General features: G+C 34.3%; 33 protein-coding genes and 3 pseudogenes. 29 read left to right on the top strand and 7 right to left on the bottom strand.

What is annotated here, in order from left to right; genetic code table 11:
• The first annotated feature begins 31 nt into the window (after positions 1 to 31).
• The gene (locus VIX88_RS06675; protein WP_154212500.1) at positions 32 to 910 is read left to right on the top strand and encodes an IS982-like element ISRa1 family transposase; all 879 of its coding nucleotides are present in this window, start codon (positions 32 to 34) and stop codon (positions 908 to 910) included.
• On the top strand, positions 862 to 1044 hold the full coding sequence (locus VIX88_RS06670) for a rhodanese-like domain-containing protein (protein ID WP_324711524.1): 183 nt from the start codon (positions 862 to 864) through the stop codon (positions 1042 to 1044). The genes VIX88_RS06675 and VIX88_RS06670 overlap by 49 nt, the downstream gene beginning before the upstream one ends.
• Here VIX88_RS06670 and VIX88_RS06665 read toward each other — a convergent pair.
• A pseudogene (locus tag VIX88_RS06665) lies at positions 1037 to 1312 on the bottom strand (transposase); the annotation flags it as partial. The gene VIX88_RS06670 and the pseudogene VIX88_RS06665 sit on opposite strands and share 8 nt — an antisense overlap.
• A gap of 86 nt (positions 1313 to 1398) precedes the next feature.
• On the opposite strand from VIX88_RS06665, the pseudogene VIX88_RS06660 reads away from it, so the two are divergent.
• A pseudogene (locus VIX88_RS06660) lies at positions 1399 to 2278 on the top strand (IS982-like element ISRa1 family transposase).
• Between the two features lie 16 nt (positions 2279 to 2294).
• Here VIX88_RS06660 and VIX88_RS06655 read toward each other — a convergent pair.
• Positions 2295 to 2903: pseudogene (locus VIX88_RS06655) on the bottom strand (IS982-like element ISRa1 family transposase); the annotation flags it as partial.
• Between the two features lie 145 nt (positions 2904 to 3048).
• On the opposite strand from VIX88_RS06655, the gene VIX88_RS06650 reads away from it, so the two are divergent.
• On the top strand, positions 3049 to 3561 hold the full coding sequence (locus VIX88_RS06650) for a DUF6973 domain-containing protein (RefSeq protein WP_064971097.1): 513 nt from the start codon (positions 3049 to 3051) through the stop codon (positions 3559 to 3561).
• Between the two features lie 65 nt (positions 3562 to 3626).
• On the top strand, positions 3627 to 4301 hold the full coding sequence (gene tsaB / locus VIX88_RS06645; protein ID WP_064971098.1) for a tRNA (adenosine(37)-N6)-threonylcarbamoyltransferase complex dimerization subunit type 1 TsaB: 675 nt from the start codon (positions 3627 to 3629) through the stop codon (positions 4299 to 4301).
• A gap of 5 nt (positions 4302 to 4306) precedes the next feature.
• Here the strand turns inward: tsaB and VIX88_RS06640 are convergent, their stop codons facing one another.
• On the bottom strand, positions 4307 to 6772 hold the full coding sequence (locus tag VIX88_RS06640; RefSeq protein ID WP_064971102.1) for a tetratricopeptide repeat protein: 2466 nt from the start codon (positions 6770 to 6772) through the stop codon (positions 4307 to 4309).
• 64 nt (positions 6773 to 6836) lie between these two features.
• Positions 6837 to 7415, bottom strand: coding sequence for a Maf family protein (locus VIX88_RS06635; RefSeq protein ID WP_214193695.1), 579 nt, complete (start codon positions 7413 to 7415; stop codon positions 6837 to 6839).
• Positions 7416 to 7536: 121 nt separating this feature from the next.
• On the opposite strand from VIX88_RS06635, the gene VIX88_RS06630 reads away from it, so the two are divergent.
• The 3 genes from VIX88_RS06630 to VIX88_RS06620 all read left to right on the top strand — a co-directional run bounded on the left by VIX88_RS06630 (position 7537) and on the right by VIX88_RS06620 (position 10931).
• Positions 7537 to 7914 (top strand): TonB-dependent receptor plug domain-containing protein, encoded by a 378-nt coding sequence (locus tag VIX88_RS06630; RefSeq protein ID WP_081276934.1) that lies wholly within the window; start codon positions 7537 to 7539, stop codon positions 7912 to 7914.
• 18 nt (positions 7915 to 7932) lie between these two features.
• Positions 7933 to 9645 (top strand): TonB-dependent siderophore receptor, encoded by a 1713-nt coding sequence (locus VIX88_RS06625; RefSeq protein ID WP_214193693.1) that lies wholly within the window; start codon positions 7933 to 7935, stop codon positions 9643 to 9645.
• An 83-nt stretch (positions 9646 to 9728) separates the two neighbouring features.
• Positions 9729 to 10931: a PepSY-associated TM helix domain-containing protein gene (locus VIX88_RS06620; protein ID WP_064971100.1), complete on the top strand. Its 1203-nt coding sequence runs from the start codon at positions 9729 to 9731 to the stop codon at positions 10929 to 10931.
• A gap of 171 nt (positions 10932 to 11102) precedes the next feature.
• On the opposite strand, the gene VIX88_RS06615 is transcribed toward VIX88_RS06620, so the two are convergent.
• Positions 11103 to 12053, bottom strand: a complete 951-nt coding sequence (locus VIX88_RS06615; protein ID WP_064971101.1) for a DAK2 domain-containing protein — start codon at positions 12051 to 12053, stop codon at positions 11103 to 11105.
• A 147-nt stretch (positions 12054 to 12200) separates the two neighbouring features.
• Here VIX88_RS06615 and VIX88_RS06610 point away from each other — a divergent pair, with 147 nt between their 5' ends.
• The gene (locus VIX88_RS06610; protein WP_127919822.1) at positions 12201 to 13079 is read left to right on the top strand and encodes an IS982-like element ISRa1 family transposase; all 879 of its coding nucleotides are present in this window, start codon (positions 12201 to 12203) and stop codon (positions 13077 to 13079) included.
• 137 nt (positions 13080 to 13216) lie between these two features.
• Here the strand turns inward: VIX88_RS06610 and VIX88_RS06605 are convergent, their stop codons facing one another.
• Together VIX88_RS06605 and VIX88_RS06600 are read right to left on the bottom strand one after the other, a co-directional pair.
• Positions 13217 to 13735 (bottom strand): KdsC family phosphatase, encoded by a 519-nt coding sequence (locus VIX88_RS06605; protein ID WP_064970426.1) that lies wholly within the window; start codon positions 13733 to 13735, stop codon positions 13217 to 13219.
• The gene (locus VIX88_RS06600; RefSeq protein ID WP_064970425.1) at positions 13725 to 14477 is read right to left on the bottom strand and encodes a Rossmann-like and DUF2520 domain-containing protein; all 753 of its coding nucleotides are present in this window, start codon (positions 14475 to 14477) and stop codon (positions 13725 to 13727) included. The genes VIX88_RS06605 and VIX88_RS06600 overlap by 11 nt, the downstream gene beginning before the upstream one ends.
• Positions 14478 to 14780: 303 nt before the next feature.
• Between VIX88_RS06600 and rplC the strand changes: the two genes are divergently transcribed.
• The 20 genes from rplC to rplO all read left to right on the top strand — a co-directional run bounded on the left by rplC (position 14781) and on the right by rplO (position 23799).
• On the top strand, positions 14781 to 15404 hold the full coding sequence (gene rplC, locus VIX88_RS06595) for a 50S ribosomal protein L3 (protein WP_004917312.1): 624 nt from the start codon (positions 14781 to 14783) through the stop codon (positions 15402 to 15404).
• Positions 15395 to 16024 carry a 50S ribosomal protein L4 gene (gene rplD / locus VIX88_RS06590; protein WP_064970424.1) on the top strand — a complete coding sequence of 210 codons (630 nt, stop codon included), beginning with the start codon at positions 15395 to 15397 and terminating at the stop codon, positions 16022 to 16024. Before rplC ends, rplD begins: the two co-directional genes overlap by 10 nt.
• Positions 16025 to 16027: 3 nt before the next feature.
• Entirely contained in the window at positions 16028 to 16318 is a 291-nt protein-coding gene (gene rplW, locus VIX88_RS06585) for a 50S ribosomal protein L23 (protein ID WP_064970423.1), read from the top strand.
• Between the two features lie 19 nt (positions 16319 to 16337).
• Entirely contained in the window at positions 16338 to 17159 is an 822-nt protein-coding gene (gene rplB / locus VIX88_RS06580; RefSeq protein WP_214193692.1) for a 50S ribosomal protein L2, read from the top strand.
• A gap of 2 nt (positions 17160 to 17161) precedes the next feature.
• Positions 17162 to 17440, top strand: coding sequence for a 30S ribosomal protein S19 (gene rpsS, locus VIX88_RS06575; RefSeq protein ID WP_004917321.1), 279 nt, complete (start codon positions 17162 to 17164; stop codon positions 17438 to 17440).
• Between the two features lie 5 nt (positions 17441 to 17445).
• Positions 17446 to 17850 carry a 50S ribosomal protein L22 gene (gene rplV / locus VIX88_RS06570; protein WP_014937948.1) on the top strand — a complete coding sequence of 135 codons (405 nt, stop codon included), beginning with the start codon at positions 17446 to 17448 and terminating at the stop codon, positions 17848 to 17850.
• A 7-nt stretch (positions 17851 to 17857) separates the two neighbouring features.
• Positions 17858 to 18553, top strand: coding sequence for a 30S ribosomal protein S3 (gene rpsC / locus VIX88_RS06565; RefSeq protein WP_004917324.1), 696 nt, complete (start codon positions 17858 to 17860; stop codon positions 18551 to 18553).
• 110 nt (positions 18554 to 18663) lie between these two features.
• The gene (gene rplP, locus VIX88_RS06560) at positions 18664 to 19089 is read left to right on the top strand and encodes a 50S ribosomal protein L16 (protein ID WP_004917326.1); all 426 of its coding nucleotides are present in this window, start codon (positions 18664 to 18666) and stop codon (positions 19087 to 19089) included.
• Positions 19090 to 19100: 11 nt separating this feature from the next.
• Positions 19101 to 19286, top strand: a complete 186-nt coding sequence (gene rpmC / locus VIX88_RS06555) for a 50S ribosomal protein L29 (RefSeq protein WP_004917328.1) — start codon at positions 19101 to 19103, stop codon at positions 19284 to 19286.
• A 15-nt stretch (positions 19287 to 19301) separates the two neighbouring features.
• Complete coding sequence (gene rpsQ / locus VIX88_RS06550) at positions 19302 to 19556, top strand: 30S ribosomal protein S17 (protein WP_004917330.1); 255 nt, start codon at positions 19302 to 19304, stop codon at positions 19554 to 19556.
• On the top strand, positions 19556 to 19924 hold the full coding sequence (gene rplN, locus VIX88_RS06545; protein ID WP_004917332.1) for a 50S ribosomal protein L14: 369 nt from the start codon (positions 19556 to 19558) through the stop codon (positions 19922 to 19924). The genes rpsQ and rplN overlap by 1 nt, the downstream gene beginning before the upstream one ends.
• Before the next feature lie 19 nt (positions 19925 to 19943).
• Positions 19944 to 20264 (top strand): 50S ribosomal protein L24, encoded by a 321-nt coding sequence (rplX, locus tag VIX88_RS06540; RefSeq protein ID WP_013446943.1) that lies wholly within the window; start codon positions 19944 to 19946, stop codon positions 20262 to 20264.
• Between the two features lie 9 nt (positions 20265 to 20273).
• Positions 20274 to 20825, top strand: coding sequence for a 50S ribosomal protein L5 (gene rplE, locus VIX88_RS06535; RefSeq protein WP_004917335.1), 552 nt, complete (start codon positions 20274 to 20276; stop codon positions 20823 to 20825).
• A gap of 5 nt (positions 20826 to 20830) precedes the next feature.
• Positions 20831 to 21100, top strand: coding sequence for a 30S ribosomal protein S14 (rpsN, locus tag VIX88_RS06530; protein WP_004917337.1), 270 nt, complete (start codon positions 20831 to 20833; stop codon positions 21098 to 21100).
• 120 nt (positions 21101 to 21220) lie between these two features.
• Positions 21221 to 21619 carry a 30S ribosomal protein S8 gene (gene rpsH, locus VIX88_RS06525; RefSeq protein WP_004917338.1) on the top strand — a complete coding sequence of 133 codons (399 nt, stop codon included), beginning with the start codon at positions 21221 to 21223 and terminating at the stop codon, positions 21617 to 21619.
• Between the two features lie 17 nt (positions 21620 to 21636).
• Positions 21637 to 22182, top strand: a complete 546-nt coding sequence (gene rplF / locus VIX88_RS06520) for a 50S ribosomal protein L6 (protein WP_064970418.1) — start codon at positions 21637 to 21639, stop codon at positions 22180 to 22182.
• A gap of 11 nt (positions 22183 to 22193) precedes the next feature.
• A complete protein-coding gene (gene rplR, locus VIX88_RS06515; RefSeq protein ID WP_004917342.1) occupies positions 22194 to 22547 on the top strand; it encodes a 50S ribosomal protein L18 in 354 nt (117 codons plus the stop codon).
• A gap of 13 nt (positions 22548 to 22560) precedes the next feature.
• Positions 22561 to 23082, top strand: coding sequence for a 30S ribosomal protein S5 (rpsE, locus tag VIX88_RS06510; RefSeq protein WP_004917344.1), 522 nt, complete (start codon positions 22561 to 22563; stop codon positions 23080 to 23082).
• A gap of 10 nt (positions 23083 to 23092) precedes the next feature.
• On the top strand, positions 23093 to 23269 hold the full coding sequence (gene rpmD / locus VIX88_RS06505) for a 50S ribosomal protein L30 (RefSeq protein WP_004917345.1): 177 nt from the start codon (positions 23093 to 23095) through the stop codon (positions 23267 to 23269).
• Positions 23270 to 23349: 80 nt separating this feature from the next.
• A complete protein-coding gene (rplO, locus tag VIX88_RS06500) occupies positions 23350 to 23799 on the top strand; it encodes a 50S ribosomal protein L15 (RefSeq protein WP_014937952.1) in 450 nt (149 codons plus the stop codon).
• Positions 23800 to 23802 lie beyond the last annotated feature (3 nt).

Raw genomic sequence — 23802 nt, 5'->3', positions numbered from 1 at the left:
AGTATATTGTTTTTGCTATAAAACGGTATAAATGAACAACTTAGAGCAAATATATGAAAGAATTTTGGAAGTTTTAGGACTTTTTTCAGAAAATCAACTGATTAGTTATCAGAGAAGAACACCTAAAATGAGCGATTTAGAAGTCATAAGTCTTAATATTACTGCTGAATACTTGAGTATTGATAGCGAATTACAGTTATTTAGAAAATTGCCAAACTCTCTGATAAACAAAATTGAAAGAAGTGTTTACAATAAGCGAAAACGAAGACTATCCCTACAAACAGAGCAAATTAGACAGCGTATTTCGATGGAGTTCAATGAGTTTGAAGATATTTTTATCGTTGATAGCATGCCAATGAAAGTTTGTGAAAACGTTCGTTCTACTCGTTCAAAAATTTGTAAAGAGCAATCCTATTCTTCACCAACATATGGTTATTGTGCTTCACAGAAATTATATTTCTATGGCTATAAACTACACGCAGTATGTTCTTTAAATGGTGTGATTAAGAATTTTGATATAAGCCCTGCATCCGTTCACGACATCCACTATTTAAAAGATATTGGTGAGCAAATGCGAAACTGTACTTTAATTGGAGATAGAGGCTATTTATCAGCAAAAGTTCAAATAGATTTATTTAACTATGCTAATATTAAATTAGATACACCAATGAGAAGTAATCAGAAAGATTATATTCCTCAATTTTCATTGTACAAGAAAAAGCGAAAACGAATTGAGACATTTTTCTCTCAACTTTGCGACCAATTTATGATTAAAAGAAACAATGCTAAAACTTTTGAAGGCTTTAAAACAAGGATAATCAGTAAAATAACCGCCGCAACGGTTATTCAATATATCAATAAATTTATCTTCCAAAGAAAATTAAATCATCTAAAAATCAGTATTATTTAAAATGCACAACGAGTTTAGATAAGCTAAATTCTTCGCAGAATATTGTACTTTTCTGTCGTTCTGGAAGACGCTCCAAAGAAGCTAAGACTATTCTAGAGAAACACGGCTTTAAACTCGTTGTGCATTTTAAATAATACTGATTTTTAGATGATTTAATTTTCTTTGGAAGATAAATTTATTGATATATTGAATAACCGTTGCGGCGGTTATTTTACTGATTATCCTTGTTTTAAAGCCTTCAAAAGTTTTAGCATAGTTTCTTTTAATCATAAATTGGTCGCAAAGTTGAGAGAAAAATGTCTCAATTCGTTTTCGCTTTTTCTTGTACAATGAAAATTGAGGAATATAATCTTTCTGATTACTTCTCATTGGTGTATCTAATTTAATATTAGCATAGTTAAACCCGTTGTGCATTATGAAATGAAAAAAACAAGAGTTGTTTATTAGACTGAAAATCAGTATATTGTTTTTGCTATAAAACGATATAAATGAACAACATAGAGCAAATATATGAAAGAATTTTGGAAGTTTTAGGACTTTTTTCAGAAAATCAACTGATTAGTTATCAGAGAAGAACACCTAAAATGAGCGATTTAGAAGTCATAAGTCTTAATATTACTGCTGAATACTTGAGTATTGATAGCGAATTACAGTTATTTAGAAAATTGCCAAACTCTCTGATAAACAAAATTGAAAGAAGTGTTTACAATAAGCGAAAACGAAGACTATCCCTACAAACAGAGCAAATTAGACAACGTATTTCGATGGAGTTCAATGAGTTTGAAGATATTTTTATCGTTGATAGCATGCCAATGAAAGTTTGTGAAAACGCTCGTTCTACTCGTTCAAAAATTTGTAAAGAGCAATCCTATTCTTCACCAACATATGGTTATTGTGCTTCACAGAAATTATATTTCTATGGCTATAAACTACACGCAGTATGTTCTTTAAATGGTGTTGATTAAGAATTTTGATATAAGCCCTGCATCCGTTCACGACATCCACTATTTAAAAGATATTGGTGAGCAAATGCGAAACTGTACTTTAATTGGAGATAGAGGCTATTTATCAGCAAAAGTTCAAATAGATTTATTTAACTATGCTAATATTAAATTAGATACACCAATGAGAAGTAATCAGAAAGATTATATTCCTCAATTTTCATTGTACAAGAAAAAGCGAAAACGAATTGAGACATTTTTCTCTCAACTTTGCGACCAATTTATGATTAAAAGAAACAATGCTAAAACTTTTGAAGGCTTTAAAACAAGGATAATCAGTAAAATAACCGCCGCAACGGTTATTCAATATATCAATAAATTTATCTTCCAAAGAAAATTAAATCATCTAAAAATCAGTATTATTTAAAATGCACAACGAGTTAGTTAAATAAATCTATTTGAACTTTTGCTGATAAATAGCCTCTATCTCCAATTAAAGTACAGTTTCGCATTTGCTCACCAATATCTTTTAAATAGTGGATGTCGTGAACGGATGCAGGGCTTATATCAAAATTCTTAATCACACCATTTAAAGAACATACTGCGTGTAGTTTATAGCCATAGAAATATAATTTCTGTGAAGCACAATAACCATATGTTGGTGAAGAATAGGATTGCTCTTTACAAATTTTTGAACGAGTAGAACGAGCGTTTTCACAAACTTTCATTGGCATGCTATCAACGATAAAAATATCTTCAAACTCATTGAACTCCATCGAAATACGCTGTCTAATTTGCTCTGTTTGTAGGGATAGTCTTCGTTTTCGCTTATTGTAAACACTTCTTTCAATTTTGTTTATCAGAGAGTTTGGCAATTTTCTAAAGAACTGTAATTCGCTATCAATACTCAAGTATTCAGCAGTAATATTAAGACTTATGACTTCTAAATCGCTCATTTTAGGTGTTCTTCTCTGATAACTAATCAGTTGATTTTCTGAAAAAAGTCCTAAAACTTCCAAAATTCTTTCATATATTTGCTCTAAGTTGTTCATTTATATCGTTTTATAGCAAAAACAATATACTGATTTTCAGTCTAATAAACAACTCTTGTTTTTTTCATTTCATAATGCACAACGGGTTAAACCTCGTTAACTTTTAGAAATTAACGAGGTTTATTTTTTAATATTTAAATGTATTATGAAAACTCCTTTGTTGTTTTTAAGTGCTTTTAGGCAATTATCTTTCCCAAAAATAGTACAGGTTTTGGGATTATTTATAAGGCAACCGCTATTTTTTGTTTTGGCTGTCTATGCGAGTTTAAAGGCATACAGAATTGCCCAAAGGAAATATCCTACCACCGCAGGTACTAATGGTAAAGGGAATGCCTTTCGCCACGCCTTTTGGAACTGTTTAGTACTAATGTATTGTTGTAAAGTGTCTTCTCCACAGAAGGCTTTGGCATTTTGTGAAACTTTTACCAATCTGCACGAAGAACTCTTCCCTAACCAGCCACTAGAAAAAGCAATGGATTTGCATAATAATAAAGTGGGGAGAGATTATTTTATGAGTTTGCTGAAGGGGATTCATCGTCAGTTTTTTGAAACTTCTTTCTTTGTAGAAGAGTTGAAAGCTAAAGCTAATAATGCAAGACCAATAAATGATAAATGTATAGATGAAAGTCTTAAAAATTGCTTAGTATATATAGGATAGATTTAGATTGATTTTTATTAATGTACTTGTAATTCCTTACCTTTGTGGAGAAAATAAAATTACAGATGGTTATTTTACACCTTGAGACCTCTTCTAAAAATTGTTCTGTGGCTATCTCTAAAGGAGCAGAGCTGCTTTGCCTATGTGAAGAAGTATCCGAAAACTATAAGCAGAGCGAGAGTCTGCACACTTTTGTAGAGTGGGCTTTGGAGGGAGCAGAGCTTACGTTAAAAGACATACAAGCTGTGTCGTTAGGTATGGGACCGGGGTCTTACACGGGGCTAAGGATAGGGGCGGCTTCGGCTAAGGGTTTTTGCTATGGGCTTAAAATTCCTTTGATTGCTGTAAACTCTTTAGAAACTATGGTAGAACCTTTTATAGATCAAGGGTTTGATTTTATAATCCCTATGGTTGATGCTAGAAGAATGGAAGTTTATACTTCGGTATTTGATGGCAAAACAGGGGCAGTAGTTTCGGAAACGGAAGCCAAAATCCTAGATGAGTTTTCGTTTGAAGATTATAAAGACCACAAAATTCTTTTCGTAGGAGATGGGGCGGCCAAAGCACAAACGATTTTAAACTTACCCAATGCTTCTTACAAGGCAGAGGTTTACCCTTCGGCAGAATACCTTATCAAGAAATCCTTAGAAAAGGCTATGAACAAAGAATGGGAAGATGTTGCCTACTTTGAACCTTTTTATTTAAAAGATTTTCAAGGCGTAAAACGAAAAGCAAAGTAAACTCCCTATTTTGGATTAGCTTTGATAGTTTCTTTTTGTAATTTTTGTTTTCTAAGTTCGTTGAGGTTAATTTTGGGTGGTGTGGTAGATGGGGCTAGATTGAGGTTAGGGGCTTCCTCTCCTTGGTCTTCCGCTGTTTCGTCGGTTACCACTACACTCACACTAGGCTGCGCTGTCTTGCCTTGTTCGTCGGTTGGTGTTTTTAAATCACTACTAAGATAAGCTAGCATTTGTTTTGCTTTTTCGCCTTCGGGGAGTTTTTCGTAGTTTAGAGCAATCTGTTGTAGTTGTAAAATCATGATTTCTTTTCCCACTGTTTTCCCTGTATTAAATGCATTAAGCAAAGATAACTTCGGTACTAGAGCATCTTTGGGATAGGCTTCTATTGTTTTTTCTATAAGAGCTTTGCTGTCCTCATATTTTTCTTCTGTGTAGAGTTGGTAGGCTTGTTTATAGATGCTCTCTACTTCCGACGAAGCTACACCTAAACCTCCACGCTTAGGATTTTTTACAAATTCCGCATAATGAGTGTAAGGGAACTCACTAATAATAATGTTTTTGGCTTTCTCTGCCTCTTGCGGATTTTTTTCGTAGTTAATAGAAAATATTTGATACAATGCCTGAAGTTTTATGTCTTCTTTTGGCTGAGCGTTTACTAGGTCAAATAATGTTTTAGTGGCAAGTTTAGTGTTAGAAAAAATATTTTCGTACATCATACCTAATCCTAGCGATGCTGTATCTCTATCTTGCTTAAGTTGAGCGATGTCTTGGGCGTTGGTAGGAATTTTCTCTATGTAAAAATCTGGTTCAAACCTTCTTGGGTTTTTAACTTCGGTTTTACCAAGTGCTTCGTTTTTGAGGTCTTCTATAGAAGTGGTTTTTGATGAGTAACGCCAATTATCAGCGAGAGCTCTTGCTCCCCAAACTTGTTTAAAGTTGGCTTGTCCTTTAGAAATAGTGGTGCTATTATCAAAATAAAATCCCTTAGACGAAGTACCAAAATCAGCAAATCCTCTCGTGCTATTTGTACCAAAGGTATTGTCCAAAGCAAAATCAGCTACTTTAAACTCTTTTTCTTTAGAGGCTTTTAGTTTTTCAGTTTCCTCTTTAGCTTCCTTAGCCTTTAGTTTTTCTATTTGTTGGTTAAAGTAAGCAAGTCTCTGTTGCTCATTCATTTTGGTAAGAGCCAAGATGCTATCGTTCTTTTTGATGAGGTAGTAGTTTTTAGATATTTTTTTAATATCAGTAGAAAGCGTTTTTAATTCTTCTTTTTGAGGAGCATAAGTCATTTGGGTAACTGCACTGTCGTAATAAACGCCAGCACTTAGATAATCTTCTTTTTCTAAATATTTCTTTCCGATTTCATAGTAGGTAAGCCCTCGTATTTGTCCATCGGAAACTTTTTCTTTCAACGACTTTTGGAAGAACTTATTAGCTTCTTCCTCTTCCCCTGCTTTCATTGCCATAAGCCCTAATGCATAGTAGAACTCGTTTTTTCTAGAAGCGTAAGTCCCTTTTTTGGATATCTTTTCTAAATAAGTTTTCAAACCTTCGTAGTCTTCTTTTTTAGAATTGTTGAAAGTTTTGGCTATTTCTATTTGAGATTTTACTTCAAATTCAAAATTATTCGCTTTTTGATAAGCGGTTACAAAGCTTTCTCTAGCTTCTTCGTAGCGTCCTAATTTAGATAAAATTTGTCCTCTTAAAAAGGCGATACGACTTCTTAGGTTTCTATTTTTATTTAGAGTATAGGCTTGGGTTAATTCTTCTACGGCAGCTTCTTTTTGCCCTGATTGAAGCAAACTTTCTGCATAGAAAAGGCTTAGTAATTTCTTATTACTTTTGCTTAGCTTTTCCTCTTTTAAAGCCATAAAAATTTCGTTGGCTTTGTAATGGTCTTTCATTAAAGAGAAAATCTTGGCTTCGTATATTTTAGCGAGAGGCAATCTTTTGTCCTCTTTCATATGAGAAAAAATATAATTAAGAGCATCTAAGGCTTCCAGATATTTCTCTTGGTACATTCTTGCCTTTGCAAGCATAAGTTGAGCCTCAAATATTCTTTTATTTTTTTCTTTCCCATCGAAAAGCATAGAGTGTTGTTCTATAGTTTTTAATGCTTTAGCTTCTGATATTTCAAGAACAGACATTCCTTTTTTACTATTAGGGGAGCCATAAGATATAGAGGAAGCTCCTGCCGCAAATGGGGCGCTTTGAGTGTCTGATGTGCCTTTTTCAATTTCTACTTCGTGGTCATTATCAAAAGTGAGCAATTTAATGTAAGGTTGGTAGAAATTCTCCTGATGTTTGTTTTTACGTGCATTTAGCTCATTTTCTAGAGCATCTTTACTGTTAAATAGGGTGTTGTAATAGGCATAAAAGTTTTGATAATTCCTATTAACAAAAGTATTCTTTCTAGGAGAACATGCAACGGCAAGTGCCAATATAATTAAAAAATAGCTGTACTTTTTCATTTGATGTTTTAACTGCATAAAGCCTCTTTTATTGTTAGGCTTTGAGAAAATTTGTGTAAAAATACTACTTTTTAACAGAAGGAGAGTGTTTTAAAGCACTTAATTGTTGATAAACCAAGTGAGTAGGTAGCCCCATAATAGTATAAAAACTGCCTTCTAGCCTTTCTATTTTAGCCATACCTAGCCACTCTTGTATGCCGTAAGCTCCAGCTTTGTCGTAGGGTTTATAGTTTTCTATATAGTAGGAAATTTCTTCATCGGTCAGGTGAGAAAAGTATACTGTAGCTCTATCGGTTAGAGTTAAAGACTCTGTAGGAGTTTTGATGCAAACCGAAGTATAAACATCATGACTATTACCAGAAAGGCTTTTGAGCATTTCTTTTGCTTCGGTTTCATTTTTAGGTTTCCCTAAAACTTTATTATCAAAAGTAACGATGGTATCTGCGGTTAATAAAACCTCTCCTTCGGAAAGAGGACGGAATGTATTAGCTTTTAGTTCCGAAAGGTAACCAGTTACTTTGTCTATTTCTAAATCTTTTGGATAGATTTCATCACAATTTATAGAAACGACCTCAAAGTTAAAACCTAGTTGACTTAAAAGTTCCTTCCTTCTTGGAGATTGTGAGGCTAAATATAATTTCATAGATATAGTTTAAGATACGACACGCAATAATAGGTAAATTTCTATGAAAGAAAATTTTATGTGATAAAAATTATATATTTTTATTTATTCTAAATAATTATATTTGCCGAAATTTTTAGCAATGAAAAAAATTATTATAAGCATTTCACTAGTGGGAGGTGTTCTTGCTAATGCTCAAGTTCAGAAAAAAGATTCTATAAGAGAAAAAGGTATAGAGGGCGTAGTTATTAAAAGCAAATACTATAAAAACTACACAGCCAAAGATGTATCAGGTTCGCTAAGATTAGATACTCCGCTGTTAGATATTCCGCAAAATATCCAAGTAATTACTTCAGATGCTTTGGCAGACCAGCAAGTGTTGGGTATAAGTGATGGCGTTTTGAGAAATATTAGCGGAGCGATGAGGCTAGAACATTGGGGTGATATGTATGCTAGAGTTAATATGAGAGGGGCTAGAGCAGCAGCGTTTATCAATGGGGTTAATGTAACTTCTAATTGAGGACCTTTAGCGGAGGATATGAGTTATGTGGACAGGATAGAATTTATGAAAGGTCCTGCGGGATTTATGATTTCTAACGGTGAGCCAAGCGGTATTTATAATATAGTAACCAAAAAGCCTATGTTCTCGGATAATCCTAAGGGGCAATTTACGCTGACTACTGGGAGTTTTAATCTGTATAGGGCAAACGCAGATGTAAATGCTAAACTTTCGGATAAACTAGCCGTGAGAGTGAATACAATGGCACAGAATAGAGGTTCTTTTAGACCTCATGAGTTTAACAATCGTTATGTTATCAATCCTTCTATAACCTATTTGCTTTCTGATAAAACATCCCTTACGGCGGAGTATATTTTTCAAAAGGGCAAAATGTCCGAAGTAGGTTCTGCTTATGTCTTTTCTAAAAAAGGTTTTGCTAAGTATGACAGAGAGAAAACATTAACAGATCCAGGGATTGACCCTACAAGAATAGATGAACATTATTTGAATATCAATCTCCAAAGTCAACTGTCGGACAATTGGAAATTAACTTCCCAAGTTTCCTATATGAGAGATGACCAAATGGGGAGTAGTATTTGGTCTTCTGCTGTAACTGATGATGATAAAGTGGTGAGGAGACTTACCTTTTGGAAGGGATTGAATGAGATGAAGTTTGCACAAGTATTCCTTAATGGAACGGTTCAAACAGGTAATGTAACGCATAAAATTCTGACAGGTTTGGATATGGCAGATAAAAAATATATGGCAGATTGGAGTCAGGGTGGAAATTTAGACGATGCCACTAAGCCTTTCGATATTAACAATCCTGTATATGACCATTCTAAATCTTTAGCCCAAATAGGAAGTAAATTGGGAGAAACCTATTCTGCACTATATTTTCAAGATGAAGTGGGACTATTGGAAGATAAATTGAGGCTGACTTTTGCAGGACGATATACTGATATAAAGCAAAATCAGTACGGGGTAGAGCAAAATGCACAAAGGTTTACGCCAAGAATTGGGATTAGTGCTACGGTATTAGAAAATATGACTTTATACGGATTGTACGACCAGTCGTTCTTACCACAATCGGGAGTGCTTCGCAACGGTGGTAAAGTGGAGCCTATAACAGGTGAAAATATAGAATTAGGGATAAAAAAAGATTGGTTTGGTGGTAAGTGGAATTCTACACTTTCTATTTACAAGATTACCAAAAATAATGAGTTGGTATCAGACCCTAATAACACTCCTTCAGAAAGATTTTCTATCGTTAAAGGGCAGGGCGTTGCCAAAGGATTAGAGTTTGATGTTAAAGGGGAGCTCTTTAAGGGAATGAATACCATTATCAACTATGCCTGGACGGATAATGAAGTAACCCAATCTAATGTACCTAGCCTAAAAGTAGGAGATAAAGTAGCAGGATATGCTAAACATACCTTTAATACTTGGTTAAATTATGCATTTCAAGATGGTGTTTTACGAGGTTTTGGAGCATCGTTAGGGTTTACTTTTATGGGAGGTAGAACCACTTGGAGCTGGTCGGATAATCAAGGAGAGGCTCAATTAGGAGATTATCGTAAATGGGACGCAGGTATTTTCTGGGGAAATAAAAATGTAAAAATTACACTCAATGCCTTTAATATATCTGATGAGTATTTGTATAGTGGAGCTTATTATGGTTGGGGAGGTTACTATTATTATCAGGCGGAAGCTCCTAGAAACTATAGGCTATCTCTGAGTTATAAATTTTAAAAAATAGTTTTTCATATCAATATCCTTTTTGGGAAAGGTTAGCGAGGTTATTATCGTTAGCTTTTCCTTTTTAAACTTTAAGAATGAAAAAAGCATCTAAAAACACCTTCAAAAAAATTATAGGGAAACTGCATTTGTGGCTGGGATTATCGGTTGGGATGGTTGTATTTATTGTATCCATCACTGGGGCTATTTATGTATTTAAAGATGAAATAGAGAACTTGCTAAGAAAAGAAGTTATTTATCATAACGAGAAAGACATTGAACACAAAACCACGCTTTCTTTGTCTGTATTAGAACAGAGGGTAAACGAACAAACCAAAGAACCTTACCCTATCCATTGGGCAGAAATACCATTAGACAAGACCAAGTCGTATAAGTTCAACTATTATGAAAAAAATCCGAAGGCTTGGCATTATTTTGATGAGTTGGTAGTCTATAAAACGGCTTATGTTAATCCGTTTACGGGAGAGGTTTTAAAGGTTTACGATGAGAAATACAGTTTCTTTAATATCGTTAAATTTATCCATTGGAGTTTTCTTTTAAAATCAGATTGGGGAACTTATGTGGTGGGGATTCCTATTTTGGTATTTATTTTTATGTTGATTTCAGGGATTATACTCTGGTGGCCAAAAAATAAAAAAGCAAGAAAGCAACGCATTTGGTTCCAGTGGAAAAACATAAAATCGTGGCGAAGAAAAAACTATGATTTACACTCTATTTTAGGATTTTATTCCTCTTTGGTGGCTTTCATTATTGCAGTTACGGGTGTGTTTTACTCATTTTTCATTGTGCAAACCGTTGTTTATTTCATTTTTTCAGGAGGAGATATAGAGCCACCAGATTTTTCTCAGTATGCTACTCAAGCCCCTAAAGAAATGAGAAACGAGAAGACTTTGGATAAAATAGCACAGCAAGTGGAGATGTTATTTCCTAATGCGTATGGTTATAGTTTAGATTTCGGACACGAACACATGGACGACCATGAGCATGAAAATTTTTCGGTTTTTGTGAAAGAACTTTCATATTCTTACCATAAAAATCACTCAGTAATTTTTGATGAAAATTCAGGAGAGCTACTAAAAGTGCATCGTCATAACGATAAAAACTTGGGAGAGAAAGCCATTGCTGCCAATTATGATATTCATGTAGGAGCTATATTTGGTATCTGGAGTAAGATATTGGCTTTTGTTGTTAGTCTTGTTTGTGCTTCTTTACCAATTACAGGTTTTCTAGTTTGGTGGGGGAGGAATAAGAAGAAAAATGCTAAACAGAACGCCAATTAATTCTAAATTCAACCCTACTTAGAAATATACATTATAAGCAGGGCTGAATGTTTTTTATATTAAATATGTATCGTCTTTTTGAGAATTTCTTTGAATTTTCAATACCTTTTTATAACATCTCTCACGGCATCTTTACCACCATAAATAGGGAAATGTAGCCTGCAGGAGTTTTTACTTAAAATCTTTAGCAAATTCATATAATTCTGAAAAAATAATCCCAATGCCATAAGCCCCTGCATCTGGATAGCCAATACTTCTATCTCCCACGGTTCCTGCTCTTCCTAGATTTGCTGCAAAACCTTTTGTTTTTTCAGCACCTTCTTTTGCGGCATCGGCAGAAAGTTTCATGGCAGTTATTAAATCTATGTTTTTTTCTGCAGAATCTTTTAGGCTATCAGCCGCAGGAACTAAGGCATCTATCAATGTCTTATCTCCCACTTTTGCTCCTCTTCCAAAAGATCTCTCACCTGTTTCTTGTATGCCAATGACTGCCGCTTGTAATAATTCAGCCAGTTCGCTAACGCCTATTTCTTGTTTGCCAATAGAGGCTTTTCCTGCATATCTAAAAGCATTGCCCCAAAGAGGTCCAGAAGCCCCTCCGCAATACTCCATAATTATTTCAGAGCAGCTCATTAAAAATTCTCCTATATTTCCTTTTTTTCTGGTATCCCAATCTTTTTTTAATTGTTTAAATCCCTTTGCTATACTCATACCAAAATCTCCATCTCCATTTCTATCGGCCTCACAAAAATCTACCTCATGAGCGATAATAATATCAGCCATTTTGTCTATAAGTTTCACCATACCAGGTGTGTTAATGATATTATTGATGACTGGTGTTCCCTCCACTTGATAGAGTGTCTCTTTATTTTTTTCTTCTTCCAACGAGGGAGCGTTTTTTTGAATGGTATCTTTGTTTTTAGGTAGTGCGTTGCCCAAGACTTTGGAGAGTCCTTCAATAGCATCTACACATGACTTTTCATAATTCGACATTTGATTGCCCCAGTTTAAGGCTGGAGTAGATACAGGAGCGTCTAATAAATCTAATAACTCTTGATCTAGTCGTAAAAGAGATATTGATGCACCTGCCATATCAATAGAAGTCATATAGTTTCCTACCATTGTTTTATGAATGATGATGCCTTTTTTCTCTAATACATTGGTTACAGAGTTATTAAATAAACCCGTTGTGCATTATGAAATGAAAAAAACAAGAGTTGTTTATTAGACTGAAAATAAGTATATTGTTTTTGCTATAAAACGATATAAATGAACAACATAGAGCAAATATATGAAAGAATTTTGGAAGTTTTAGGACTTTTTTCAGAAAATCAACTGATTAGTTATCAGAGAAGAACACCTAAAATGAGCGATTTAGAAGTCATAAGTCTTAATATTACTGCTGAATACTTGAGTATTGATAGCGAATTACAGTTATTTAGAAAATTGCCAAACTCTCTGATAAACAAAATTGAAAGAAGTGTTTACAATAAGCGAAAACGAAGACTATCCCTACAAACAGAGCAAATTAGACAGCGTATTTCGATGGAGTTCAATGAGTTTGAAGATATTTTTATCGTTGATAGCATGCCAATGAAAGTTTGTGAAAACGCTCGTTCTACTCGTTCAAAAATTTGTAAAGAGCAATCCTATTCTTCACCAACATATGGTTATTGTGCTTCACAGAAATTATATTTCTATGGCTATAAACTACACGCAGTATGTTCTTTAAATGGTGTGATTAAGAATTTTGATATAAGCCCTGCATCCGTTCACGACATCCACTATTTAAAAGATATTGGTGAGCAAATGCGAAACTGTACTTTAATTGGAGATAGAGGCTATTTATCAGCAAAAGTTCAAATAGATTTATTTAACTATGCTAATATTAAATTAGATACACCAATGAGAAGTAATCAGAAAGATTATATTCCTCAATTTTCATTGTACAAGAAAAAGCGAAAACGAATTGAGACATTTTTCTCTCAACTTTGCGACCAATTTATGATTAAAAGAAACTATGCTAAAACTTTTGAAGGCTTTAAAACAAGGATAATCAGTAAAATAACCGCCGCAACGGTTATTCAATATATCAATAAATTTATCTTCCAAAGAAAATTAAATCATCTAAAAATCAGTATTATTTAAAATGCACAACGAGTTATGATTAATAAATTATAGTTATATGTCTTTAATGTAACTCTTTTAGGTCTCGTCTAAAATTAAATATATTTTAGCTGATAACTTTAAAGTTTTTTATAAATTCATGTTTCAAAAGGTGATTTCTATATTGAACGAGTATCGTCTTCTTGCCAATCTCCTTGAGTTTTTAATACTTGCTCTATAACGTCTCTTACCGCACCTTTACCGCCATAAACAGGAGAAATATAATCTGTAATAGCTTTTACTTCTGGAACCGCATTCGGTGGGCAAGTGCTTATAGCAGAAGCCTTCATCATTTCTATATCAGGTAAATCGTCCCCCATGGTTAAAATTTCCTCGTCTTTTAAATTATGTTTGCTTTTGAAATCTTCATAATCTATTATTTTTTTTGAGGATTTAGGGTAATAATCTACGATGCCTAGATAATGCAAGCGATGTTTTACCATAGGGTCGTCTCCGCCTGTAATGATGCCTATTTTGTATCCTTTTTTTACAGCTTTTACTACCGCATAGCCATCAAGAACATTCATTGTACGGCACATGCTGCCGTCGGGCATTAGATAAATACTACCGTCTGTAAATACACCATCTACATCAAATACGAAGGCCTTTATTTTACTTAAATTCTGTTTATAACTCATACATTTTTTTTATAGATTGGTTCATTAAATTGTAGATTTCTAATTGAGTTTCATCTGTTATCAATTGCTTGTGAAGCTCTAAAACTCTAGTATCATTTCTTACCGCAGGACCTGTTTGGGCTTTCTTTGGGTCTAGGTAATAGATTTTGTCCATAGTCTCCTCTATAAGAGGAATGAAGTAATTGAACGGAATATTTTGGCTGTCGGCTATCTCTTTTGCTCTAGCATAGAGGTGGTTAACGAAGTTGCACGCAAATACGGCGGTGAGGTGTATGTATTTTCTTTTCTCATAATCTGCTTCTTGCACTCTTGGGGAAATTCTGAGGGCTAAATTTTTCAGAATATCTAAATCTTGAATATTTTCAGCCTCGATAAAAAACGGAATTTCTGTGTAATCTAGGACTTTACTTTTAGAAAAAGTTTGCAATGGATAAAAGCCTCCCTTTCTGTAATTTCCTTCTAAAACATCTTTAGGCATAGAGCCTGAAGTGTGTACTACCAATGCGTTTTCATTTTTAATAATTTGTGAAACTTTTGCTATAACATCATCTTTTACACATATGATGTATAGGTCGGCATTTCGTAGAGCATTGATGGAATAGGGAGTTTTTGTGGTTTCAGACATGAGTTTTAAGGCTTCCTCGTTTCGTCCAAATAGTTGAGAAACCTTTATGTTAGCTTCATAAAAAGCATTGTTGAGGTGGAACGCCACATTGCCAGAACCTATAATTACTATTTCCATTCAACAAATATAAGGATTTCTAAAAACATTATAAAAGGTGAGATTTGGTAATTAAATTACACGTCAGAATAAATGATTTTTTTGAACTTTAAGCGGAGTTTTTGCGATGAGGTAAATCTTTTATAATAAATAAATTAAGGATGGGATAAAAATTTAACTTATTGTTTGTCAGTAAAAAAAATCTTTGTATATTTGCACACTCAATTTTTGGGAAAAGTATGTCTTTTTCTCATTGGTAAATATTGAGTTTTTGATTTAAGTAATTGAAATTTAATTAAATAATAATAATTTTAATTTTTAATAATGTCAGGTATTATTGGAAAAAAAATCGGAATGACTTCATTGTTTGACGAGTCTGGGAAAAATATTCCTTGTACTGTTATTCAAGCAGGTCCATGTTCGGTTTTACAGGTCAGAACCGTAGAAAAAGATGGCTATGTAGGCTATCAGTTAGGTTTCGATGACAAGAGTGAGAAGAATGTCGGTAAGGCATTGGCTGGTCATTTTAAAAAGGCTGGTTCAACTCCTAAAGCTAAATTACACGAATTCCACCATGGGTTCGATAATTTGCAAGTAGGAGATGAAGTAACTGTTAAATTATTCTCAGAAGGAGAGTATGTAGATGTTACAGGTACTTCTAAAGGTAAAGGATTTCAAGGGGTAGTTAAAAGACATGGTTTCGGCGGTGTAATGCAGGCTACTCACGGGCAGCACAACAGATTGAGAGCTCCAGGTTCTATTGGTGCGGGTTCAGACCCATCAAGAGTATTTAAGGGCTTAAGAATGGCTGGTAGAATGGGAGGTAAGCAGGTAACTGTTCAGAACCTTCAGGTGTTAAAAGTAGATGAAGAACAAAATCTTTTAGTGGTAAAAGGTGCTGTTCCGGGAGCTAAAAATTCTTATGTAATTATCAGAAGATGGAACTAGTAGTATTAAATATTCAAGGGAAAGAAACCGGAAGAAAGGTGTCTTTAGATGAGGCTATCTTCGGAATAGAGCCAAATCAGCACGCGGTTTACTTAGAGATAAAGCAGTATCTTGCTGCACAGCGTCAAGGAACTCATAAGGCTAAGGAAAGAAGCGAAATTACAGCTTCTACTAAAAAGCTTAAGAAGCAAAAAGGTTCTGGTTCTGCTAGATACGGGGATATCAAGTCTCCTGTATTCAAAGGTGGGGGTAGAGTTTTTGGTCCTAAGCCGAGAGATTATAGATTTAAGTTAAATAAAGCACTTAAAAGATTAGCTAAAAAATCTGTTCTTTCTCAAAAAATGAGAGATAACAGTGTTAAAGTATTAGAAGATTTTTCTTTTGAAACTCCTAAAACTAAAGAGTTTATCAATGTGGTAAATGCATTAGGATTAGAAGGTAAGAAGTCTTTATTTGTACTAGGAGAAGCTAACAAGAATGTGTACTTGTCTTCAAGAAATTTACCTAAGGCTAAAGTAATGAATTTTAATGAAATTTCTTCTTATGACTTAGTAAATGCTGGAGAGGTTGTATTCTTAGAAGGTGCAGTAGAAAAGTTTCAAGAAAATTTAAGAAAATAAATCATGTCAGTAATCATAAAACCAATTATTTCAGAAAAGGCTTCTAATTTGTCTGATTTGAGAGGCGTTTACAGTTTCTTAGTAGATACTAAAGCGAATAAAATCCAAATCAAACAAGCGGTAGAAGAAGCTTATGGTGTAAAGGTAGCAGATGTAAGAACAATGATTTATGCTCCTAAAGTTTCTGCTAAGTACACTAAAAAAGGACTTCAAGTTGGAAAAACCAACAAATTGAAAAAAGCAATGGTTCAGCTTTTAGAAGGTGAATTTATTGATGTATTTGCAACTAATTAATAATTTATAAATAATAGTAATGTCTGTTAGAAAATTAAAACCTATCACCCCAGGACAGAGATTCAGAATTGTAAACAATTTTGAAGAGATTACTACCAACAAACCTGAGAAAAGCCTTACTGTAGGTATTTCAAAGAAAGGCGGTCGTAACAATACTGGTAAGATGACCATGCGTTACACTGGAGGTGGACACAAAAGAAAGTACAGAATTATTGACTTCAAAAGAAACAAATTTGATGTTAAGGCAACTGTAAAAACTGTGGAATACGATCCAAACAGAACTGCGTTCATCGCTTTGTTAGAGTATGCTGATGGAGAAAAGAGATACATGATTGCTCCTAACGGTATCAAAGTAGGACAAACTGTAGTTTCTGGACAAACAGCTACACCTGATGTAGGTAATGCAATGAAATTAAAAGATATTCCTCTAGGTACTGTTATCTCTTGTATAGAGCTTAGACCTGGACAAGGAGCTATCTTAGCAAGAAGTGCAGGTTCTTCTGCGCAACTTACTTCTAGAGATGGTAAGTTTGCTATCGTTAAATTGCCTTCAGGAGAATCTAGAATGATTCTAGTAGAGTGTATGGCTATGATTGGTTCTGTGTCTAACTCAGACTATCAGCTTACTGTATCTGGTAAAGCAGGTAGAAGCAGATGGTTAGGTAGAAGACCAAGAACTAGAGCTGTAGCAATGAACCCAGTAGACCACCCAATGGGTGGTGGTGAAGGTAGATCTTCAGGAGGTCACCCTAGATCTAGAAACGGTAAACCAGCTAAAGGTTACAAGACTAGAAAGAAAAATAAAGTGTCTAACCGTTACATCGTATCCAAAAGAAAATAATTATGGCAAGATCACTTAAAAAAGGACCTTTCATTCACCATTCATTAGAGAAGAAGGTTCAAGCGAATATAGAATCAGGAAAGAAAACGGTAATTAAAACATGGTCTAGAGCATCTATGATTTCTCCAGACATGGTAGGTCAAACTATAGCAGTACATAATGGTAAGTCTTTCATACCTGTTTATGTAACTGAAAATATGGTAGGACATAAGTTAGGTGAATTTTCTCCAACAAGATCTTTTAGAGGTCACTCAGGTAACAAAAATAAAGGTAGCAGATAATCATTATGGGAAAAAGAAAACAAGATAGTGCAATAGCACGTAAAGCAGCAAATCAAGATGTGGTAAAGGCACGTCTTAATGATTGCCCTTCTTCTCCAAGAAAAATGAGACTCGTTGCTGATATCATTAGAGGAGAAAATGTAGATAAAGCTCTATATATCCTTAGATATTCTAAAAAAGAGGCTTCTAATAAATTAGAAAAACTTCTTCTTTCTGCAATTGCTAACTGGCAAAACAAAAACGAAGGAGCTGATATAGAAGAGGCTAACCTTTTCATTAAGGAAATATATGTAGATAGTGCAAGACAATTGAAAAGATTGCGTCCTGCACCACAAGGTAGAGGTTACAGAATTAGAAAAAGATCTAACCATGTAACATTAGTATTAGGTTCAAAAACAGATAATCAATAATCAAGATATGGGACAGAAAACAAATCCAATTGGTAATAGACTAGGTATCATCAGAGGATGGGATTCTAACTGGTTTGGAGGAAACGATTATGGAGACAGAATCGCAGAAGACTACAAAATCAGAAGATATCTTGAGGCAAGATTATCTAAAGGTGGTATTTCAAGAATTTATATTGATAGAACCCTTAAGTTAGTTACTGTAACTATCACTACTGCTAGACCAGGACTTATCATCGGTAAAGGTGGTCAGGAAGTAGATAAACTAAAAGAAGAGTTAAAGAAACTTACTGGTAAAGATGTTCAAATCAATATCTTTGAAATTAAAAGACCTGAGTTAGATGCTGTATTAGTAGCAGATAGCGTAGCTAAGCAAATTGAAAACAGGATTTCTTACAGAAGAGCTGTTAAAATGGCTATCGCGGGAGCTATGAGAATGGGAGCAGAGGGAATTAAAATCCAAATTTCAGGAAGATTGAACGGTGCTGAAATGGCAAGAAGTGAGTCTTTCAAAGAAGGAAGAATTCCATTATCTACTTTCAGAGCTGATATAGATTACCATATCGCAGAAGCACACACTACTTATGGTAGATTAGGTGTTAAGGTATGGATAATGAAAGGAGAAGTATATGGTAAGAGAGAGCTTTCTCCATTAGTAGGTACTCAGAAAAAATCTTCTGGTAATAAAAGAAGAGAAAGAAAATAATTTAATTAGAGTTAGAAGATAGAAATTAGAAATTAGATCTTCCGTTACAAGAGCTGAATTTAATTTTTTTCAATCTAACATCTAACATCTAACATCTAATATATAAAATTATGTTACAACCAAGAAGAACCAAATTCCGTAAGGTTCATAAAATGAAAATGAAAGGCAATGCCAACAGAGGACATAGGCTTGCTTACGGAACATTCGGTATTAAAGCTACAGAAGGTGCTTGGATTACTGCAAGACAAATAGAGGCAGCTCGTATCGCTGCAACTAGATATATGAAGAGAGAAGGACAGTTGTGGATTAAAATATTCCCAGATAAGCCAGTTACTAAAAAGCCTGCAGAAGTGCGTATGGGTAAAGGTAAAGGTGCTGTAGAATATTGGGTAGCTGTAGTGAAGCCGGGTAAAATCATGTTTGAAGTAGGAGGTGTTCCTTACGAAGTAGCTAAAGAAGCTTTAAGACTTGCAGCTCAGAAACTTCCTGTAGTTACTAAGTTTGTAGTAGCAAACGATTTTGTTAAACCTCAATAAATCTTTTAGAAATGAAAAAAGCTGAAATTAAAAATCTAAGCGTAGAGGATTTAAAAAGTAAATTGGTAGAAGTGAAAGCTACTTATGGGAAACTTAAATTAGCTCACAGAATTAGCCCAATTGAAAATCCTATCCAAATCAGAGATTTGAGGAAGACTATCGCAAGACTTGAAACTGAACTAACTAACAAACAATAAGAATTTCATTTTATTATGGAAAGAAATTTAAGAAAAGAAAGAATCGGAGTAGTTTCGAGCAATAAAATGGAAAAGACCATTGTTGTTAGTGAGACTATGAAAATGAAGCACCCAATGTACGGTAAGTTCGTTTTGAAAACGAAAAAATATACCGCACACGATGAAAACAACGAGTGTAACGAAGGCGATACTGTTCTTATCCAAGAAACAAGACCTTTGAGCAAAAATAAAAGATGGAGATTAGTAAGAATCATAGAAAGAGCTAAGTAATGTTACAAACAGAATCAAGATTAAAAGTAGCTGATAATACTGGTGCTAAAGAAGTATTAGTAATCAGAGTTTTGGGAGGTACCAAAAGAAGATATGCATCTGTGGGTGATAAAATCGTAGTGACTATCAAAGATTCTACTCCTACAGGAAATGCTAAGAAAGGGCAAGTATCTAAAGCAGTAGTAGTGAGAACTAAAAAAGCAGTTAGAAGAAAAGATGGATCTTACATCTCTTTTGATGACAATGCTTGTGTTCTTTTAAATGCTGCTGGAGAGATGAGAGGAACTCGTGTTTTCGGACCAGTTGCTCGTGAATTAAGAGATAAGGAATATATGAAGATTATTTCATTAGCTCCTGAAGTACTTTAATTTTAAAAATTTTAAAACAATGACAAAAGTTAAAATTAAAAGAGGTGATAATGTTATCGTTACCACTGGAAAAAATAAAGGAAGCAAAGGAGAAGTTCTTGAGGTAATCAGAAAAGAAGGTAAAGATCCTAGAGTGATAGTAGCAGGTGTAAATATTGTTAAAAAACATACTAAGCCTTCAGCTGCAAACCCTCAAGGTGGTATCGTAGAGAAAGAAGCTTCTCTCCATATATCTAATGTAGCTTTGATGGATGAAAACGGAAAAGCTACTAGAGTGGGATATAAAATGGAAGGAGATAAGAAAGTAAGAGTAGCTAAAACTACTGGTAAAACTTTATAATAAAGAACGATGGAATATATAGCAAGACCTAAAAAATTATATAAAGAGAAAATTGTTCCTGCAATGATGGAAGAGTTTGGGTATAAGTCTGTAATGCAAGTACCTAAATTAGAGAAAATCGTTGTATCCCAAGGTTTAGGAGCTGCTACTGCGGATAAAAAAATCGTAGATTATGCAGTGGAAGAATTAACGGCAATTACCGGACAAAAAGCTGTAGGTACTCTTTCTAAGAAAGATGAAGCTTCTTTCAAACTAAGAAAAGGTATGCCTATTGGTGCAAAGGTAACGCTAAGAGCAGATAAAATGTACGAGTTTTTAGATAGACTTACATCTTCTGCTCTACCTAGAATTAGAGATTTTAACGGAATCAAAGCTGATGGTTTTGACGGTAGAGGGAACTATAACTTAGGTATTACTGAGCAAATTATCTTCCCTGAGATTGTTATTGATAAAGTGAAAAAAATACAAGGTATGGATATCACTTTCGTAACAAGTGCTAGAACAGATAAAGAGGCTAAAGCCTTATTAACTCATTTCGGTTTACCATTTAAAAAGAACTAAGAAGAATGGCTAAAGAATCAATGAAAGCGCGTGAGCGCAAAAGAGAAGCACTAGTTGCTAAATATGCTGCTAAAAGAAAAGCTCTAAAAGAAGCTGGAGATTATGAAGCATTACAAAAATTACCTAAAAATGCTTCGCCAGTAAGGTTGCATAACCGTTGCAAGCTTACAGGAAGACCCAGAGGATACATGAGAACTTTCGGTATCTCTAGAGTAACTTTTAGAGAAATGGCTAACCAAGGTTTAATACCTGGAGTTAAAAAAGCAAGTTGGTAATAATTTTTAACAAATCAAGATAATTAAGTTTGAGGGCTTTGAAGATATTTAGCTTTTGCCTTTAATTTTAAAGCCTTCAAATACTGATTATCATAAACCAATAATTTTAAAAAACGAAAAATGGTAACAGATCCAATTTCAGATTTCCTAACTAGAGTAAGGAACGCACAAAGCGCAGGCCACAAAGTGGTGGAAATTCCTGCATCGAAAATCAAAAAGGAGATTACTAAAATCTTATTTGATCAAGGTTATATCTTGAACTACAAGTTTGAGGACAATGCAGTTCAAGGAACTATTAAAATCGCTTTAAAGTACGACAAACAAACTGGTAAACCAGCAATTAAGTCTATCCAAAGAGCTTCTAGACCTGGTTTAAGACAGTACAAAGGTTCTGCAGAACTTCCAAGAGTACTTAATGGCTTAGGTGTAGCTATTATATCTACTTCTAAAGGAGTGATGACTGACAAAAAAGCGAGATTAGAGAAAGTAGGTGGAGAGGTAATCTGCTATGTATATTAATTTTTAATAAAAGGAAAATGTCAAGAATTGGTAAAGCAATTATAACAATTCCTTCTGGAGTTACTATCACTGAGAAAGATGGTGTGGTAACAGTAAAAGGACCTAAGGGAGAACTATCTCAGGAACTTACAGGAGGTATTACTATAGAACAAAATGACGGTGTACTTACAGTTAACAGACCGTCTGAGTCTAAACAGCATAAAGCTCTTCACGGACTTTATAGAGCACTAATCAATAACATGGTAGTTGGAACTTCTGAAGGTTTTACTAAGAAGTTAGAGCTTGTGGGAGTTGGTTATAGAGCTTCTAATCAAGGACAAAGATTAGAGTTAGCTCTTGGTTTTTCTCACGGTATTATACTAGAGCTTCCTTCTGAAGTTCAGGTAGAAACTGTAACAGAGAAAGGTAAGAACCCTATCATTACTTTATCGTCTTATGATAAGCAATTATTGGGTATGGTAGCTGCAAAAATTAGATCTTTCAGAAAACCTGAGCCATATAAAGGTAAAGGGGTTAGATTTGTAGGAGAACAAATTAGAAGAAAGGCTGGTAAATCTGCTTAAAATTTAAGAAAATGGCACTAAGTAAAGAACAGAAAAGATTAAGAATAAAGAGAAGAGTTAGAGGAAAAGTTTCCGGAACTCAAGCAGCACCAAGATTATCTGTATTCAAAAGTAATAAAGAAATCTATGCTCAGCTTATTGATGATAAGGAAGGTAAAACTTTAGTACAAGCTTCTTCAAGAGAGAAAGGTTTTGATGCTAAAGGAACAAAAGTAGAAATTTCAACGGCTGTTGGTAAAGCTATCGCTCAGAAAGCTATTGCTGCAGGGTATGAGAAAGTAGTATTTGATAGAAATGGTTTTGTGTATCACGGTAGAGTAAAAGCTCTTGCTGATGGTGCTAGAGAAGGAGGTTTGAAATTTTAAAAGTTAAAAAATTATGTTAGGATTAGATAATATAGAAAGAGTAAAACCTGGAGGTTTAGAGTTAGTAGATCGTTTAGTGGCTGTTAATAGAGTTACTAAGGTTACTAAAGGAGGTAGAGCTTTCGGCTTCTCAGCAATCGTAGTGGTAGGAAATGAAGATGGTGTTATAGGTTACGGATTAGGAAAATCTAAAGAGGTAGCTTCTGCAATTTCTAAAGCAGTAGAAGATGCTAAGAAAAACTTAGTAAAAGTTCCTGTTGTAAACCATACAATTCCACACGAAACTACAGCTAGATATGGTGGAGCTAATATCTTCTTGAGACCTGCTTCTCACGGTACAGGGCTTATCGCAGGTGGTGCGGTAAGAGCGGTGCTAGAATCAGCTGGTGTACATGACATCCTTTCAAAGTCAAAAGGTTCTTCTAACCCACACAATGTGGTAAAAGCAACTTTCAAAGCTTTGTTAGATATCAGAAGACCAGAAGAAATCGCAAGAATGAGAGGTGTAACATTGAGTAAAGTATTTAACGGTTAATTTTGAAAAAATGGCAACAATTAAAGTAAAACAAGTAAGAAGTGCTATTGGTAGAACTAAAACCCAAAAGAGAACCCTTGAAGCTTTAGGTCTTAGAAAGTTACATCAAGTAGTAGAGCACGAGGCTACACCTGCTATATTAGGTATGGTAGCTGCTGTACAGCACTTAGTAGAAGTTCAAAAATAGAAATTTAGATAATAAACAGGAGGTTTTGTGATTGAATGAGACCTCCTAGTTTTGAATCTTCAATCTTAAATTTAAAACAAATGAATTTAAATAACATAAAACCAGCTAAAGGTTCTACACATAATTCTAAAAGAATTGGTAGAGGACAAGGAAGTGGAAAAGGAGGTACCTCTACAAAAGGACATAAAGGACAAAAGTCTCGTTCTGGATACTCTATGAAAATAGGATTTGAAGGAGGACAAATGCCTTTACAAAGAAGACTTCCTAAATTTGGATTTAACAACATTAGCAGAAAAGACTACAGAGGTATCAATTTAGATACTATCCAAACTCTTATAGATACTAAAGGAATCAAAGGTGATATCACTAAAGAGGTTTTAGTAGAAAATGGTTTGGCTTCTAAGAATGATTTAATTAAAATCATGGGAAGAGGAGAGCTTAAATCTGCAGTGTCTATCTCTGCAAATAAGTTTACTAAATCTGCAGAAGAACTAATCAATAAAGCAGGAGGTAAAGTAGTTACCCTTTAATTA

Origin of the sequence: Riemerella anatipestifer (assembly GCF_035666175.1) — a bacterium.
Classification (GTDB): Bacteria; Bacteroidota; Bacteroidia; order Flavobacteriales; family Weeksellaceae; genus Riemerella; species Riemerella anatipestifer_D.
This window is presented reverse-complemented; position numbering and strand designations above follow the sequence as displayed.